Genomic DNA, 15,431 nt, shown 5'->3' on the forward strand with positions numbered 1-15,431 from the left:
TCGCCGAACGAGGCTCACTCCGCGCTGGCAGGGCATTAACCCACTGTGAAAAGATAAACAACCTTAACGGCTGGCCACAACGGAATCCCTGAACCTGTGGATGAGCCTGTCACGTCTGTCTCTCACCCTTCGGCATATTCTGCAAATCCCTTCTGTACCTGGACAATGCTGGCGGGCCTGCAAATAATGGAGGAACGGTTGAACAGGGAAACAGGAATGAAAAACGAAACAGGTCTGAGGATCATGACTGCTGAGGGTGAGTTGCGTGGATGCATGGATGATGACCTTTTCGTATTCAAAGGCATACCTTATGCGGCGGCACCCATAGGCGCATTGCGCTGGCGTCCGCCACAGCCGGTCACGCCCTGGCAGAAGGTGCGCGATGCCACCGCGTTTGGGGCTTCCGGCTGGCAAAATCGCACTTACTGTCAGGCAGTAGGCGGTGGCGATCCCGGTGAGTTCAGTGAAGATTGTCTCTACCTGAATGTCTGGACGCCCGATATCGAGCCCGTAAAACCATTGCCGGTGATGGTGTGGCTACATGGGGGAGGCTACACTATTGGCGCTGGCGGGCTGGCGCCTTACAGCGGCAAACCGCTGGCTTCACGCGGCGCAGTTGTGGTAACGCTGAACTACCGTCTTGGCCATCTCGGTTTCTTCTCTCATCCGGCTCTGGATGCTGAATACCCTGTCGCCAGCACGGTGAACAATTTTGGCCTGCTTGATCAAATTGCCGCGCTGCAGTGGGTACAGCGCAACATTCCTGCTTTTGGCGGCGACCGCCGCAATGTGACACTTTTCGGTGAATCCTCTGGCGCGCGCAGCGTACTGTCACTCTGCTGTTCGCCGCTGGCCGAAGGGCTGTTTCATAAAGGGATCGTGCAGAGCGCCTACAGTCTGCCGGACACGCCGCTGAAAAAAGCGCGTCAGCAGGGCATGGCGGTGGCTCGCCACTTTGGTTTGCCACCTGATGCCAGCGCTGATGACTTGCGCGCACTGCCCGCCGATGCCTTCTGGCCGCTGGAGGGGGAACTGGCGATCCCGCCAGTGCCGATTGCCGGAGATGCTGTCTTGCCCGAGCCGATGCTGAAAACCTTTTTAGCCGCCAGACAGCACCGTCTGCCGCTGATGGCGGGCAGCAACAGCGATGAAGCCAGCGTGCTGGAATATTTTGGCGTGGATGCCACCGCAGTATTGCATCAGCTGCGCGATAAAAAGCGTCTCACCTATCGGACACTTAAATGGATGTATGACATCCATGATGAGCAGCGGCTGGGACGTGCCGTGGCACGCGATATGGCATTCAGCCTGATACCGTGGCTGGTGATGCGGGCGCAGCACAATGCCGGCATGCCAGGCTGGCGCTACTGGTTTGATTATGTCTCGGAGCATGCGCGCGACCTCTACCCGCACGGCACCTGGCACGGCAATGAAGTGCCTTATGTTCTCAACACACTGAGTCAGATGCCGGATCCTAATGAGGCGCGGCCCTTCAGTGAGACCGATCGCGCATTTGCCGCGCGTGTCAGTGAATACTGGTTTAACTTTGCCCGTGATGCCACAGAATATAAGCATCAGCTGGCGGGCGAGGTCGCCTGGCCAGCATGGCATCCCGCTAATGACGTGACAATGTCACTCGGTGATTCAGGGCAAAGTAGATTGGTTCTTAAGCGTAACTTTATGCGGGTCCGAATGCGGCTCTTTCGGCTGCTGATGACCCGTATGGTCAGACTTTAAATGGGTTGTTAAGATTAGCCTGCTAAACATTCAATTACGTGAATGGAATTATTTTGATTTTTTAAGTTTAACGTTCTGATTGTATTAACTTTAAAGTGAAATCCTCAATCTGGACGCTGTAAAATATTAGGTGACAAAACAGTTACATCTTCACAATCGCATGCCGATAAACCTCCTATGCCCGACGCTTGCGGGTCAACGTGTATAGGATTTTGGTATGGGAATGCTCAAAAATTTTACCATTCGCGCAGTGATGCTCTCTATTCTGGGCCTGTTTTGCTTACTCTGGAGCGGCGTCGGGTTATATAGCATCTACTCCCTTGGCGCCCTCAGTAAAGGCAACGATATTGACCGTCATCTGGTTGAGCAAATGACGGTGCTGAGCAAAGGTAACGATCAATATTTCCGGGTTATCACGCGCTTATCCCGCGTTATCGAGGGTAAAGTCGCAGGTAAAACGCTGACCGGCGAGGCTTATGCACCGGTTCAGCAGGCACTGGATAACATGACTCAGCAACTGGCACGCTTTAAACAACTGGCACCCGGTCCGATGAACCCGGATGTGGTCGATAGCGTGATTCAGAGCTGGCAAAAACTGCTGGATGAGGGTGTTACACCGCAGTTGCAACTGGCCCAGCAGGCGTTGCCCGATGCTTATCGCAATCAGGCGAACAACGTCACACCGCCACTCAGTCGCGCTTTTGGCGCCAGCGCAGAGAAATTCAACCAGGGCGCAGCGGAAAAGCTGGACGCAACCCGGGTAGAAGTTGATCACCTCACCGCAATGACCAAAATGATTATCACCATCACGGTGATTATCGGACTTTTTATTCTGCTATTTACCGATCGCTATCTGGTGGCAATGCTGGTCCGTCCGCTGGGAAGTATCCGCACGCACTTCGCGGTGATTGCCACGGGTGACCTGAGTCAGCCGGTGTCAGATTTCGGTCGCAACTGTGTCGGTAAACTGGTGCCGCTGCTGAGCGCTATGCAGGACAGTCTGCGTGAGGCGGTCAGCGCCATTCGCAGCGGCACCGAGAATATCTCACGCGGTGCTGCAGAGATTTCTGCCGGTAATAATGATCTTTCTTCACGTACCGAAGAGCAGGCTGCTGCGCTGGAACAGACGGCGGCCAGCATGGAGCAGTTGACAGCCACGGTGAAATTCAACGCCGATAATGCCCGTCAGGCGAGCCTGCTGGCAGAAACCGCTACCACTACGGCACAACGTGGCGGCCAGCTGGTCAGTGAAGTGATCAACACCATGGATGGCATTTCTGGCAGCTCGAAGAAGATCGCTGAGATTACCAATGTGATTAACGGCATTGCCTTCCAGACCAACATTCTGGCGCTGAACGCCGCCGTCGAAGCGGCACGTGCCGGGGAACAGGGTCGGGGTTTTGCCGTTGTAGCGTCTGAAGTACGTAACCTGGCACAGCGCAGCGCCAACGCCGCTAAAGAGATCGCGACCCTGATTGAAGAGTCCGTTCAGCGTGTAAGTAAAGGCGCCGAGCTGGTCAGCACCACCGGCGGCACCATGAATAATATTCTGAAATCGGTACAGGATGTGGATGCGATCATGAAACAGATCGCCTCCGCTTCGGAAGAGCAGAGTAAAGGCATCTCTCAGGTAGGAACTGCGGTCACCGAAATGGACAGCGTGACGCAGCAGAACGCCTCACTGGTTGAGGAGGTTTCCGCCGCGGCGAGCGCGCTGGCGCTGCAGACTGAAGCGCTGCAAGCCTCTGTGTCTAAATTCCGTCTCTCCAGCAACGTCAATACCGCGCCGGTCATCAGCAATAAACCTGCCGCACCAAAAGCACCCGCGCTGAGCGTGGCTCAGCCTAAACCCGCTGATAATGGCGATTGGGTGACTTTCTGATCCCCGCACAGCCACGCCACCAGTTCCGCCAGGAACGGTGGCGCATCCTGCTCTGGCCGTTGTCGTAAACTGTAGACGGCACCGGTTTTTACCTCGCCAGCGAATGGCTTAATGAGTCTGCCGCTGGCAATATCACTCTCCACCAGATTGCTGTCGGCAATCGCCACACCAAACCCCTGAATTGCTGCACTGATCGCTAAGTCCATGGTGGAAAAATGCTGATTCCGCTTCATGCTCAACGTCACCTGCTGCGCTTGCAGCCAGCACTGCCAGTCACGCGTATCCGCCGTGGGATGCAAAAAGGTCATGGTGGCCAGAGCCGCTGGTGAGTCCGGGCAGGGCTGATCAGCCGCCATGACCGGCGTCAGCGACTCACGGAACAGGCAGATGCCGTCGGGGTGCGGCTTGCCATAGACAATCGCCGCATCAAAGTTCTCAAGCTGCGCTGCATGATCCAGAGTAGTGGTCAGGGCAACATGCAGTTCAGGGCACTGAAGCTCCAGCGCCATCAGTCGGGGCACCAGCCAGCGCATCGCACAGGTCGGCGCTTTCAGTCGAATGCTGACCTGACTGCGACGAACCCGCTCGCTGGCCTGAACCATCAACTCAAAACCCTGGCGTAGTTCGGGCAGCAACGCTGCGCCCTGTGGGGTCAGCCGCAGACCGCGTGCGTGGCGGTCAAACAGCGTCACACCCAGCCACTGCTCCAGCGCAGCAATCTTGCGACTGACCGCTCCCTGGGTCAGGCATAACTCGCGGGCAGCGTGGGTTAGATTGAGGTGGCGGGCAGTTACCAGAAAGGCATGAATGGCATTGAGCGGTAGCGATAAGCGTGACACGTTTAACCTCAGCTATGCGTTTTTATCATGGCTATTATGATGACATTTCGCTTGCCGACTCAAGTCTTAGCCCGTTGAATAGCGATCTACCGCATCTGACCGGATATGCACCGACGGAGAGAATATGTCCCTGAAAACGCCTGTCGCTATTCACTCAAAATTGCCGGACGTCGGCACCACTATTTTCAGCGTGATTGGCCAGCTTTCGGCGCAGCATCAGGCGATTAACCTGTCGCAGGGTGCGCCAAATTTCCCTTGCGATCCGGCACTGGTCGATGCCGTCAGCCGGGCAATGCAGGCGGGCCATAATCAGTATGCCGCCATGATGGGCTTGCCCGCCTTACGCGAAGCGCTCGCCAGCAAAGTGCAGGCGCTCTATGGAGAAAAATATGATGCTGCCAGTGAAGTGCTGATCACCGGCAGCGCCAGCCAGGGGCTTTATATGGCGATTACCGCGCTGGTTCATCCGGGCGATGAGGTGATCTTTTTTGAACCGGCGTTTGACAGCTACGCGCCAGTGGTGCGGTTGCAGGGCGGTAAGCCGATTGGCCTGAAGTTGCAGGTGCCGTCGTTTGCTATCGACTGGGATCAGCTGCAGGCCGCGATCACGCCGCGTACCCGAATGATCATTGTGAATACGCCTCACAATCCCAGCGCGCAGGTGCTGACGCCTGACGACCTGCATCAGCTGGCCGCGTTACTCCGCAACACCAACATCGTGGTGCTCTCCGATGAGGTTTACGAGCATATTCTGTTTGATGGTCGCCCGCATTGTGGGATGGCAACGCATCCGGAGCTGGCAGCACGCAGCGTCATCGTCTCCTCTTTTGGCAAAACTTTCCACGTCACCGGCTGGCGGGTAGGCTATTGTCTGGCACCGGCTGAGCTGATGACCGAACTGGTAAAAGTACATCAGTTTATGATGTACGCCGCCGATACACCGATGCAGGCAGGATTCGCACACTATCTGCAGTCGCCGGATAATTATCTGTCGCTCAGCGCCTTCTATCAGCAGAAGCGCGATCGGCTGATTACCCTGATGCAGAACGCCCCGTTCCGCCTGCTGCCGAGCGCTGGTTCATTCTTTATGCTCGCCAGCTATGGACATTTCAGTGACGAATCGGACAGTGAAATGGTAAAACGTCTTATCGTCGATCACGTTGTGGCGACCATTCCGTTGTCGGCGTTTTATATGGATGGCACAGACAACAAACTGATTCGTCTCTCTTTTGCCAAAGACGAGGCGACACTAGAGGCTGGCGCGGCTGCGCTATGTGCTTTTTCTCACTGAATCACGCGATAACGTGAGGCAGCACGGGGAACCGGTAACCAGGACTTTTCGGGGTAAATAAATAATGAAAAAACTGAACGCGCTTTTTCTCGCTCTGGGCATGATGACATCGGTACAGGCACTGGCTCAGGATTTACGTTACGGCGTGGAGTCGCAATATCCCCCTTTTGAAAGCCGCAATGCTAAAGGGGAACTGGAAGGCTTTGATATCGAGCTGGGCAAGGCCATCTGTCAGGCGGGAAACTTTAGCTGCCACTGGGTCGAGAGCAGCTTTGATGCGCTGATCCCGGCACTGCAGGCGAAGAAATTCGACGCCATCAATTCGGCGATGAACATCACCGAAGCGCGCGCCAAAAGCATCGCGTTCACACAGCCTATCTACCGTATTCCGACCATGTTAGTCGCGAAAACGGGCGAAAATCTGGCAGCCACCGCCGAGGGCCTGAAAGGTAAAAATATCGGTGTTTTACAAGGGTCGATTCAGGAAACTTACGCGAAGAAGCACTGGGAACCGCAGGGTGTGACAGTCACCGCATATCAGGATCAGAACCAGGTCTACAACGACATGGTCGCGGGCCGGCTTGATGGCACGCTGGTGATGTCTGCTGCGGGTCAGTCAGGCTTCCTTGATAAGCCACAGGGCAAAGGTTTTGGTTTTGTCGGCAAGCCGGTCGAGGATGATGCCATTCTCGGCTCCGGCATCGGCTACGGTCTGCGCCAGGATGACGCGCAGCTGAAGCAGTCGCTGGATGCGGCGATCGCCAAAGTGCAGGGTGATGGCACCCTTAAAAAGCTGGCTGAAAAATATTTCCCAGGCATTGATGTCAGCGCGAAGCCATAAAGACAATCGGGCGCGTTCTGCGCCCGATTTCCCCGTTTAATCCGCCGCGAGATAACAGAGTTTTTCCGCCACCTGATAGGACTTCACAAACGACGGTAGCGGCAGAAATTCAAAGCGCGAATGGAAGTTGTGCGCGCCGGTAAAGAAGTTCGGCGTCAGCAGGCCTTTGGCTGACAGCGCGGCGCCGTCCGTGCCCCCCCGCATCGGAATCACCTTTGGCTCAATCTCCAGCGCCGCAAAGGCACTGAAGATCAGGTCAATCGCCCGACGATCCTCGCCCAGTGCATTGCTGATGTTGCTGTAGATATCGCGGATAATGATGCTCACCTCGCCGGTCGGATAGCGTGCCGCAAGCTCTTCTGCCGCCTGTTGTAACTGCTGCTTGCGTGCGGCGAAGCTGGCCAGATCAAAATCACGGATTGAGGCCTTGAGCGTCGCCTTGCTGGCGTTGGCCTGAATCTCGTTAAACCAGATATAACCTTCACGGCCTTCGGTGTGCTCCGGGGTCTGCTGCCGATCAAACAGGCTGATGTAGTCATGGGCCATCAGCAGCGGATTGACCAGCACCCCTTTGCCCGACATTGGATGTGCCGGTACCCCGGTAAACTGAATTTCTGCAGCGGCGGCATTGAAGTTTTCAAACACTACTTCGCCCAGTTCGCAGCAGTCGATGGTCCAGGCAAAATCGACCTTAAAGCGCGTTTCCAGGTCCAGCGCTTTCGCTCCGCGCAGGCCAATCTCTTCGTCCGGCACAAATGCCACCACGATGTCGCCGTGGTCGCCAGTGAGATTCGCCATTAGCGTCATCACCACGGTGACCGCCGCTTTGTTGTCGGCACCCAGCACGCTGGCGCCGTCGCTAAAGATCACCTGCTGACCGACATAGGGTGCAATCTCCGGATGTTCATCGCGGCGCAGCCAGATAGCCTGCTGCGCATTCAGACAGAGGTCTTCGCCCCGCCAGGTCAGGATCTGCGGGTGAATATCGGGCGACAAACCAACATCAACGGTATCGATGTGCGTGATAAACCCGATGCGCGGCGCGTCAGGACGGTTGCCGCGTTTCACCGCCGTCACCGTGGCATGTTCATCAATCACTACCTCCTCCAGCCCCAGAGCGCGTAGTTCGTCCGCCAGCAGGGCGGCCATAGCATGCTGACTCGGCGTGCTGGGAAGCGTGGTGGATTTGGCATCGCTCTGACTGCTGACAGCGAGGTAACGGAAAAAACGTTCGGTGAGTTGCGACTCAAGTTTGTCTGTCATCACTATTCCTTATTAGTCAGCCACCGGCGGGGTTCGCTATGGTGCCGATTCGTGCTATCAATGAAGCATCTGAATGATTCATTTAGATATTGTGATCACCGGAAGTCAATACCAAGCGAGGACGATAATGAAAATCAAGATAGCCACCTTAGCGCTTGTTACGGCTGGGATAGCGCTGGCCGGCAGCGTTAACGCCAAAACCCTGGTCTACTGTTCGGAAGGATCACCGGAGAACTTTAACCCGCAGCTTTATACCTCCGGGACCAGCGTTGACGCCAGTGCGGTGCCGGTGTTTAACCGGCTGGTGGACTTTACGCCCGGCACCACTAACCTGGTGCCCAGCCTCGCGGAAAGCTGGGAGATCAGCCCGGATGGCGCGGTTTACACTTTCCATCTGCGGCAAAATGTGAAATTTCAGAGCAACAAAGCGTTCAAACCCAGCCGCGACTTCAATGCCGATGATGTAATTTTCTCATTTATGCGCCAGATGGACCCCAAAAATCCCTATCACCACGTTTCTGGCGGCACCTATTCCAACTTTGAAAGCCTTGAGCTTTCCACGCTGATTAAAAGCATTGATCGGGTGGATGACCATACCGTGCGCTTTACGCTCGGCCATCCGGAAGCACCGTTCCTTGCCGATCTTGCGTGGTATTTTGCCTCAATCCATTCGGCTGAATATGCTGACGCCATGCTGAAAGCGGGAACGCCGGAGAAGGTCGATATGAACCCGATTGGCACCGGCCCGTTTGAGCTGGTGCAGTACCAGAAAGATTCCCGCATCCTCTATAAAGCGTTCCCGCACTACTGGCAGGGCAAAGCGAAGCTCGATCGCCTGGTATTCAGCATCACGCCAGATGCCTCCGTGCGCTATGCCAAACTGGAGAAGAACGAGTGTCAGGTGATGCCATTCCCCAATCCCGCCGATCTGGAAAAGATGCGCGCCAACCCGGATATCACACTGGAACAGAAGGCGGGTCTGAACACCGGTTTCCTGGCGTTTAATACCACCAAAGCGCCCACCGACAACGTCAAAGTGCGACAGGCGCTGGCGATGGCAATCAACAAACCGGCGATCATCGAGGCGATTTTTAAAGGCACCGGCACGGTCGCAAAAAATATCCTGCCGCCTGGCGTCTGGAGTGCGGACAAAGATCTGAAAGATTACGACTACGACCCGGAGCAGGCCAAAGCGTTGCTGCAACAGGCGGGCGTGAAACCCGGCACCGAAATTGCGCTCTGGGCAATGCCGGTTCAGCGGCCTTACAACCCGAATGCGCGCCGCATGGCGGAGATGATTCAGTCGGACTGGGCCAAAGTCGGCATCAAAGCCAGTATCGTCAGCTATGAGTGGGGCGAATATCTGAAACGGGTACGCAGCGGTGAACATCAGGCGGCGCTGATGGGCTGGACGACTGCTACTGGCGATCCGGATAACTTCTTTGGCCCGCTCTACAGTTGTACGTCTGCACAGGGCGGTTCGAACGCCTCAAAATGGTGTTATCAGCCGTTCGAGAAGTTAATCACCGAAGCCCGCGCCGAGCCGGATCAGGGCAAACGCACTGCGCTCTATCTGCAGGCGCAGCAGATAATGCATGACCAGATGCCTGCAGTAATGATTGCGCACTCCACCCTCTTTGAGCCAGTACGAAAATCGGTCAGCGGTTATCAGGTCGATCCCTTTGGCAAGCACATCTTCTATCAGGTTGATATTAAGCAGTAAGCGGTTGCTGCGAGTCCCAAAGGCCCAGACTTCAGTGAGCCTGGATGATTGCTGCCCAGCTGAAAGGGGTTTGATTCTTGCCGCAACGGATAAGCTTAACGCAATGGGAATCCGGTCTGAAGAGGAACGCGTCCCGCGCCAGGGATAAAAACGCCGGAAGCGGGTTTAAACTGATGCTGCAGCACGATCGCCGCCCAGCTACTTTTAAGCCCGCGGGTGAGCACTACGCGCAGCATCACTTTAAGCGATAGCTTGAACAATTGCCTGGCGCATTGAAAGCCCGTTTCTGTCAGGCAGGGAGAACTGAAATGAGCAATAAAACAACTGTTGGCATTGATGTCTCAACGTATGCTTCAGATGTTTGCATCGATACCAGGGAGCAACTGATACATCAGGAGAGTTCCGCTTCCGGCATCATTCAGTTGCTCAAGGAACTCAAAGAACTGACGCGCAGGCAGATTCCGGCACGGGTTGACGTGTGCACGTAGGACAGAGACAGCGGGCAACTTCGCGGTAAGAGGGCTATCTGGGACGGCAGGTCAGGTCTGCGCGCAATACGGCCTGCACCAGAAAGTTTATTACGATAGTTAATGCTATGTTCCGTGATCAAAAGGAGTGGGTATACAGCTAACCAGTTGATTCAGGACTCTGGATGAAACACATGGCAGGCCTCCGGATTAAATCTGAACGAGGTAATGGTCCACTTCGTGCCAGAAGCGGACGTTGAAACCTAATCATCAGCTAAGAAACTCAAGGTAACACTATTATCTGAACATTAACCCCATTCCGCTCTGAGTACATAGTAGTGTTAACAACCTGTTTTATATGAATTTGATGAAGTTGCTTATTATTTGTGTTAAATAAAAAATAATGTATAAAAATGGAATGAGAGCGATGAAAATTAATGAAATGCCGGCTTGTTTTTTGCAACATGAACTGTTTTATCTGACAGCCCCAGAACTGAGCCGCTCAGAAGAAATGCAAAGTAAACTAAACGAATTTAGTTCGTTTCATCATGAGTTCTTACTGTGGTCTCCTGGCTTTCATTCCCTTGCTTCTGTTCAGAAGAACATACTGGATTCGGCTGATAACTTTCTGAATGACACAGATGAATATAAATTTTTTATTATTGACCGCAAATCAGATGACCTCTTAGGCTGTATAAGCCTGTTCATCAGGAACCGCACTATTCCTTACATCGAGATCGGCTACTGGCTTGCCACAGATGCAATGGGCAAAGGCATAATGCCTGAAGCATGCAAGTTGGTTACAAAAATGGCCTCAGAATATTTTAACGCTAAAAGAATCGAAATTCGCACTGCTGGACGTAACGTGCGTAGTCAGTCTGTTGCATTGAAGTGTGGGTTCAGACTCGAAGCCAAATTAGCTTATGAGCGACTGGACAGTGCGGGAATGATTGACGATACCTTTATTTATAGATACAGCAGCTAATTTTCCGGCCTGACCGCGTTTGGCACGGCGGCACAACATGAAGGTATTGTTGAGCAGGCTGAAGAAATATTCAGCCAACTCAGGAAAATTGTCAGCCTGGAAGAGATTGATTTTTCAGCACTAATCAAAGTCACTATATTCATCACTTGTTTTGAGGAGCTGAACGCGCTACGCGAAGTACTTTACCGAAATTACGGTGATCACTTGCCAGCCAGCTCGCTCATAGAAGTCAGCCGCCTTTTCTCACCTGACCTCTCGATAGAAATCGAGGCCATATTCGGCCTTTGATTCATTGCTCATAGCCGGATAGCGACAACTGTTCGGCTCTAACGCCATTTTATCAAACCCTCTCTGACACCTAACATTCTCTTCTCGCGCATAACAGACATCTCCCGTATACAACAACTGCACTTCTATTGACCCGCCTTCTTAGTGGACTTCAAACACAACTGCTCACCTGTTGATCCATCTCCGTCAGCCGCAGCTGCAAAAACTGCAGGAACAGCGTCAGTGCCACGTTGCGCTGGCGGCCCGATACCGTCTGAAGCTGCAGGGTGCGCTGACTCAGCTGATCTACCCCCATCGAGCGCAACACCAGATTTTGCGTAGCGCGTTCGAACAGAAGGGTAAATGCGCTGCAAATGGTCATTGCCTGCGGGGTATGCAGCAAAAAGTGGTAGAGCGTGGCGAAATAGTCGCAGGTCAGCACAGGCTCGACCATACAATTGTTCATCTGGCAGGAGAGGTCGAACAGCTGCCGCACGGTAGTGTGCTGACCCGGCAGCGCCAGCGGCCAGGGATGCAGATCGCCCAGAGTCACCTTACGTGACGCCAGCGGATGCGATTGATGCATTGCCAGTAAAACTGGCGCCGGCCATGAACCGAGCACTTCAACACTGCGCTCCGGTTGCAGACTGAACTGCAGCGCCACATCGCATTCGCCAGCCCGAACACACGCCGCCACGCCCTGTGAGTGCGTCACGTTAAGCGCAAACAGTACACCGGGATTGGCCCGGCGAAATTCCGCCAGCAGGCCGGGCAGCAGACTGAACGCCATTCCGTCGGTGCAGGCGATACGGATCAGGCTACGCCGCACCGCGTTAAGTCCCTTGATCTCTGCCAGCGCATACTCCATATCGAGCTGACTCTTGCGCACGTGATGCGCAAATATCTCACCCGCCTCGTTCAATACCATGCCACGCGCATGCCGCTCAAACAGTGGCACGCCAACCTGCGTCTCCAGTCGCTGAATCTGGCGACTGATTGCCGAGACGGCGACAAAAAGTTGTTCACTGGCGGCGCTCAGCGATCCGCACTCGACTACCGCCAGGAAATAACGGACTTCGCTGCTTAACATGGAGACTCCGGCAAAACGCATCATAAAAGGGCAGTCACGCCTTGCCTTAAAAGCAAAGGTCACTCGATAAATTGATAATTGTGGCAAAGAGAGAAGTTTGTCAAAGATAAAGCACGATAAAAATAACAGACAGGCCAAACATGACAGAGCAACAGGCAGTTGACCAGGCGATGCACTATTTCGATAGCGGTGAGTTTCAGCAGCTGCTCGCAAGACGAATTGCCTGCGTGACCGAAAGCCAGCACGCCAGCAGGCAGGCGGAGCTGGACCACTATCTGCAGCGGGAGATTGGCCCGCAGTTGGTGGCAATGGGGTTTACGCTGCACCCCTTTGAGAATCCACAGCCCGGTAGCCCGCCGTTTCTGATCGCCATTCGCATTGAGGATCTTTCGAAACCGACGCTGCTCTGCTACGGCCATGGCGATGTGGTATTCGGTGACGATGAAAACTGGCGCGAAGGTTTGTCTCCGTGGCAACTGAAGGCAGAGGGCGATTGCCTGTATGGTCGCGGCAGCGCAGACAACAAAGGCCAGCACTGCATCAATCTCGCGGCACTGGAGCAGGTGTGGCAGGCACGGGGTGGATCGTTGGGTTTTAACTGCAAAATCCTGTTTGAAATGGGCGAAGAGATCAGTTCACCGGGGTTAGCGGAGATCTGTCAGCAGCAGCAGGCGCTGTTACAGGCCGATCTCTTTATCGCCTCCGATGGCCCACGCCTGAACGCGCTGCGGCCGACACTGTTCCTGGGTTCGCGTGGCGCGGCGAATTTTCGTCTGACCATCAGGGCGCGCGACAACGCTTATCACTCCGGCAACTGGGGCGGACTGCTGAGCAATCCTGGCACCCAGCTGGCTAGTGCGATCGCCTGCCTGGTAAATGCACAGGGCGTTTTGCAGGTCGCCGCGCTGAAACCGGACTCCCTGACTGACACCGTGCGCGCCATCCTCAGTGATATCGAGGTAGGGGGGATGCCGGGCGATCCGGTGCTGGCCGACGGCTGGGGCGAGCCTGGCCTGACGGCTGCAGAGCGTCTCTACGGCTGGAACACGCTGGAAGTGCTGGCTTTTGAAACCGGTAATCCGGCACGACCAATGAACGCCATTCCAGGCAGAGCCACGGCGGTATGCCAGCTGCGTTTTGTGGTCGGCACCGACTGGGAAAATCTGGTGCGGCATGTGGAACATCATCTGCATCAACACGGCTTCGATAACGTCAGCGTGGAGTTTCTGCGCGGTTCACCCGCGACGCGGCTCGATCCCCAGGATCCATTGGTCGCCTGGGCGCTGGCTACGCTGGCACGCAGCAGCGGTAAAAAACCAGCACTGTTGCCAAATCTCGGCGGGTCACTGCCTAACGAGGTGTTTGCCGACATCCTTGGCCTGCCGACACTGTGGGTGCCCCATTCCTATCCCGCCTGCGGCCAGCATGGTGTTAACGAACATATGCTCATCTCCCTTGCACGCGAAGGGCTGGCGATCATGACCCGGCTTTTCTGGCAATTGGGAGAAGAGGGTGAACAGCTGATGACGCGCCACCATCAGTGGCGGAGGGGTGAACAATGAGCAGCATCGTGCAAAGTCCCCCGCAGGTGAAACCAGGCCTGCACAAAACGCTGTTCGCCACCTGCATCGGTAACGCACTGGAGTGGTTCGACATTGCGGTCTATGGCTTTTTCGCCAGTTATATCGCGCACGTCTTCTTTCCGGTCAGCGATCCGTCGGTGTCGCTGCTGCTGACCTTTGGCAGCTTCGGCATCTCTTTCCTGATCCGGCCGCTGGGCGCCATTGTGCTGGGCAATTATGCCGATCGTCATGGGCGTAAAAAGGCACTGCTGCTGTCGATTAATCTGATGATGCTGGGCGGAGCGATCATAACTTTTATGCCGGGATACGCCACCATGGGACTGGCGGCACCGCTGCTGATTATCCTGGCGCGTCTGATTCAGGGTTTCTCGGCCGGGGGCGAGTTTGGCAGTTCGACCGCCTTTCTGGTGGAGCACTTTCCCGAGCGCAAAGCCTTTATTGCCAGCTGGCAGTTCGCGACCCAGGGCGCCAGTACCCTGATGGCTTCGGCATTCGGGCTGGGTCTGACCCACTGGCTGAGCGAAAGTGACATTCAGGCGTGGGGCTGGCGTATCCCGTTTGCCTTTGGCCTGCTTATCGGGCCACTGGGGATCTACATTCGCCGTCATGTGCAGGAACCCGCCAGCTTTGCTTCGCAGGAGAAGGAAGCCGCACCGCTAAAAACTCTGTTCGGACGACAGAAAGCCCTGATCACTCTGGCAGTGGGAGTGATGGTGATCTCGACCGCAGTAAACTACATGCTCAACTACATACCCACCTACGCCACCAAAACGCTGCACCTGCCGGGATCGGTCGCCTTCACCGCCACGCTGATAGCGGGGATAATTCTGACAGTGGTGACGCCCATCATGGGATTGTGGGCGGAGCGAATCGGCCGGTTGCCGCTGATGTGGGGATCGCTGTTACTATTGATGGCGACTATCTATCCCGCTTTCAAAGGGATGGTCGATCACACCACACCCACCACGCTGATCCTGCTGGTGGCCTGGATGGCGTTGCTGAAGTCAGTCTATTTCTCCACGGTGCCGTCGGTGATGGCCGATCTTTTCCCGGCGACCACGCGTGCCAGCGGCATGGCGATCAGTTACAACGTGGCCGTGACGGTATTTGGCGGATTTGCACCGCTGATTTGCAGCATGCTGATTGCCGCCACAGGCAGCAGTCTGGCACCAGGCTACTACCTGATGGCAGTGGCGGTGCTGAGTGGCCTGGCGCTGCTGTGCTGCAGTAAGCGGGTGGCATAACATACTGGACTGGAGCGTTAGCCCTTTCAGACTACTGAGATATTTAAATCAGGATCCTGAAACAACGAACAAGCTCATCGCGCACAAAACGGGGTGAGAGGCGGATAGTGTCCCGCACCATGGGCCAAAAACGGCGCGAGCGTTTTAAACAACGCAAAGCGTTGGCCCGGTTACGGGCGCACCTCCGGATGAGGTGCGTAATCGCGCGGGCCGAGCATT

12 protein-coding genes and 1 pseudogene are annotated in these 15,431 nt (G+C 55.2%); 10 read left to right on the forward strand and 3 right to left on the reverse strand.

The features are described from left to right. The first annotated feature begins 216 nt into the window (after nucleotides 1–216). Nucleotides 217–1,737, forward strand: a complete 1,521-nt coding sequence (locus WFO64_RS17240; RefSeq protein WP_337013286.1) for a carboxylesterase/lipase family protein — start codon at nucleotides 217–219, stop codon at nucleotides 1,735–1,737. Nucleotides 1,738–1,954: 217 nt separating this feature from the next. Next, nucleotides 1,955–3,619: a methyl-accepting chemotaxis protein gene (locus WFO64_RS17245; protein ID WP_337013287.1), complete on the forward strand. Its 1,665-nt coding sequence runs from the start codon at nucleotides 1,955–1,957 to the stop codon at nucleotides 3,617–3,619. Here the strand turns inward: WFO64_RS17245 and WFO64_RS17250 are convergent. Beyond that, a complete protein-coding gene (locus WFO64_RS17250; protein WP_337013288.1) occupies nucleotides 3,577–4,458 on the reverse strand; it encodes a LysR family transcriptional regulator in 882 nt (293 codons plus the stop codon). The genes WFO64_RS17245 and WFO64_RS17250 overlap by 43 nt on opposite strands. A 124-nt stretch (nucleotides 4,459–4,582) precedes the next feature. Here WFO64_RS17250 and WFO64_RS17255 point away from each other — a divergent pair, with 124 nt between their 5' ends. Next, complete coding sequence (locus WFO64_RS17255) at nucleotides 4,583–5,749, forward strand: methionine aminotransferase (protein ID WP_337013289.1); 1,167 nt, start codon at nucleotides 4,583–4,585, stop codon at nucleotides 5,747–5,749. A gap of 64 nt (nucleotides 5,750–5,813) precedes the next feature. Further along, nucleotides 5,814–6,590, forward strand: a complete 777-nt coding sequence (locus WFO64_RS17260; RefSeq protein WP_337013290.1) for a transporter substrate-binding domain-containing protein — start codon at nucleotides 5,814–5,816, stop codon at nucleotides 6,588–6,590. A gap of 36 nt (nucleotides 6,591–6,626) precedes the next feature. Here the strand turns inward: WFO64_RS17260 and pepT are convergent, their stop codons facing one another. Then, the gene (gene pepT / locus WFO64_RS17265) at nucleotides 6,627–7,853 is read right to left on the reverse strand and encodes a peptidase T (RefSeq protein WP_337013291.1); all 1,227 of its coding nucleotides are present in this window, start codon (nucleotides 7,851–7,853) and stop codon (nucleotides 6,627–6,629) included. A 127-nt stretch (nucleotides 7,854–7,980) separates the two neighbouring features. Here pepT and WFO64_RS17270 point away from each other — a divergent pair, with 127 nt between their 5' ends. From WFO64_RS17270 to WFO64_RS17285, 4 genes and pseudogenes are all read left to right on the forward strand, one after another. Beyond that, a complete protein-coding gene (locus WFO64_RS17270; protein ID WP_337013292.1) occupies nucleotides 7,981–9,576 on the forward strand; it encodes an ABC transporter substrate-binding protein in 1,596 nt (531 codons plus the stop codon). 308 nt (nucleotides 9,577–9,884) lie between these two features. Further along, nucleotides 9,885–10,064 (forward strand): hypothetical protein, encoded by a 180-nt coding sequence (locus tag WFO64_RS17275; protein WP_337013293.1) that lies wholly within the window; start codon nucleotides 9,885–9,887, stop codon nucleotides 10,062–10,064. A 406-nt stretch (nucleotides 10,065–10,470) separates the two neighbouring features. Further along, nucleotides 10,471–11,028, forward strand: coding sequence for a GNAT family N-acetyltransferase (locus tag WFO64_RS17280; protein ID WP_337013294.1), 558 nt, complete (start codon nucleotides 10,471–10,473; stop codon nucleotides 11,026–11,028). 3 nt (nucleotides 11,029–11,031) lie between these two features. Beyond that, a pseudogene (locus WFO64_RS17285) lies at nucleotides 11,032–11,316 on the forward strand (RidA family protein); the annotation flags it as partial. Between the two features lie 151 nt (nucleotides 11,317–11,467). On the opposite strand, the gene WFO64_RS17290 reads toward WFO64_RS17285, so the two are convergent. Beyond that, nucleotides 11,468–12,385, reverse strand: a complete 918-nt coding sequence (locus WFO64_RS17290) for a LysR family transcriptional regulator (protein ID WP_337013295.1) — start codon at nucleotides 12,383–12,385, stop codon at nucleotides 11,468–11,470. Between the two features lie 140 nt (nucleotides 12,386–12,525). On the opposite strand from WFO64_RS17290, the gene WFO64_RS17295 reads away from it, so the two are divergent. Next, entirely contained in the window at nucleotides 12,526–13,947 is a 1,422-nt protein-coding gene (locus tag WFO64_RS17295) for a M20 family metallopeptidase (RefSeq protein WP_337013296.1), read from the forward strand. After that, nucleotides 13,944–15,212, forward strand: coding sequence for an MFS transporter (locus tag WFO64_RS17300; protein ID WP_337013297.1), 1,269 nt, complete (start codon nucleotides 13,944–13,946; stop codon nucleotides 15,210–15,212). Before WFO64_RS17295 ends, WFO64_RS17300 begins: the two co-directional genes overlap by 4 nt. The last annotated feature ends 219 nt before the right edge of the window (nucleotides 15,213–15,431 follow it).

The organism is Pantoea sp. AS142 (assembly GCF_037152305.1).
Classification (GTDB): Bacteria; Pseudomonadota; Gammaproteobacteria; order Enterobacterales; family Enterobacteriaceae; genus Pantoea.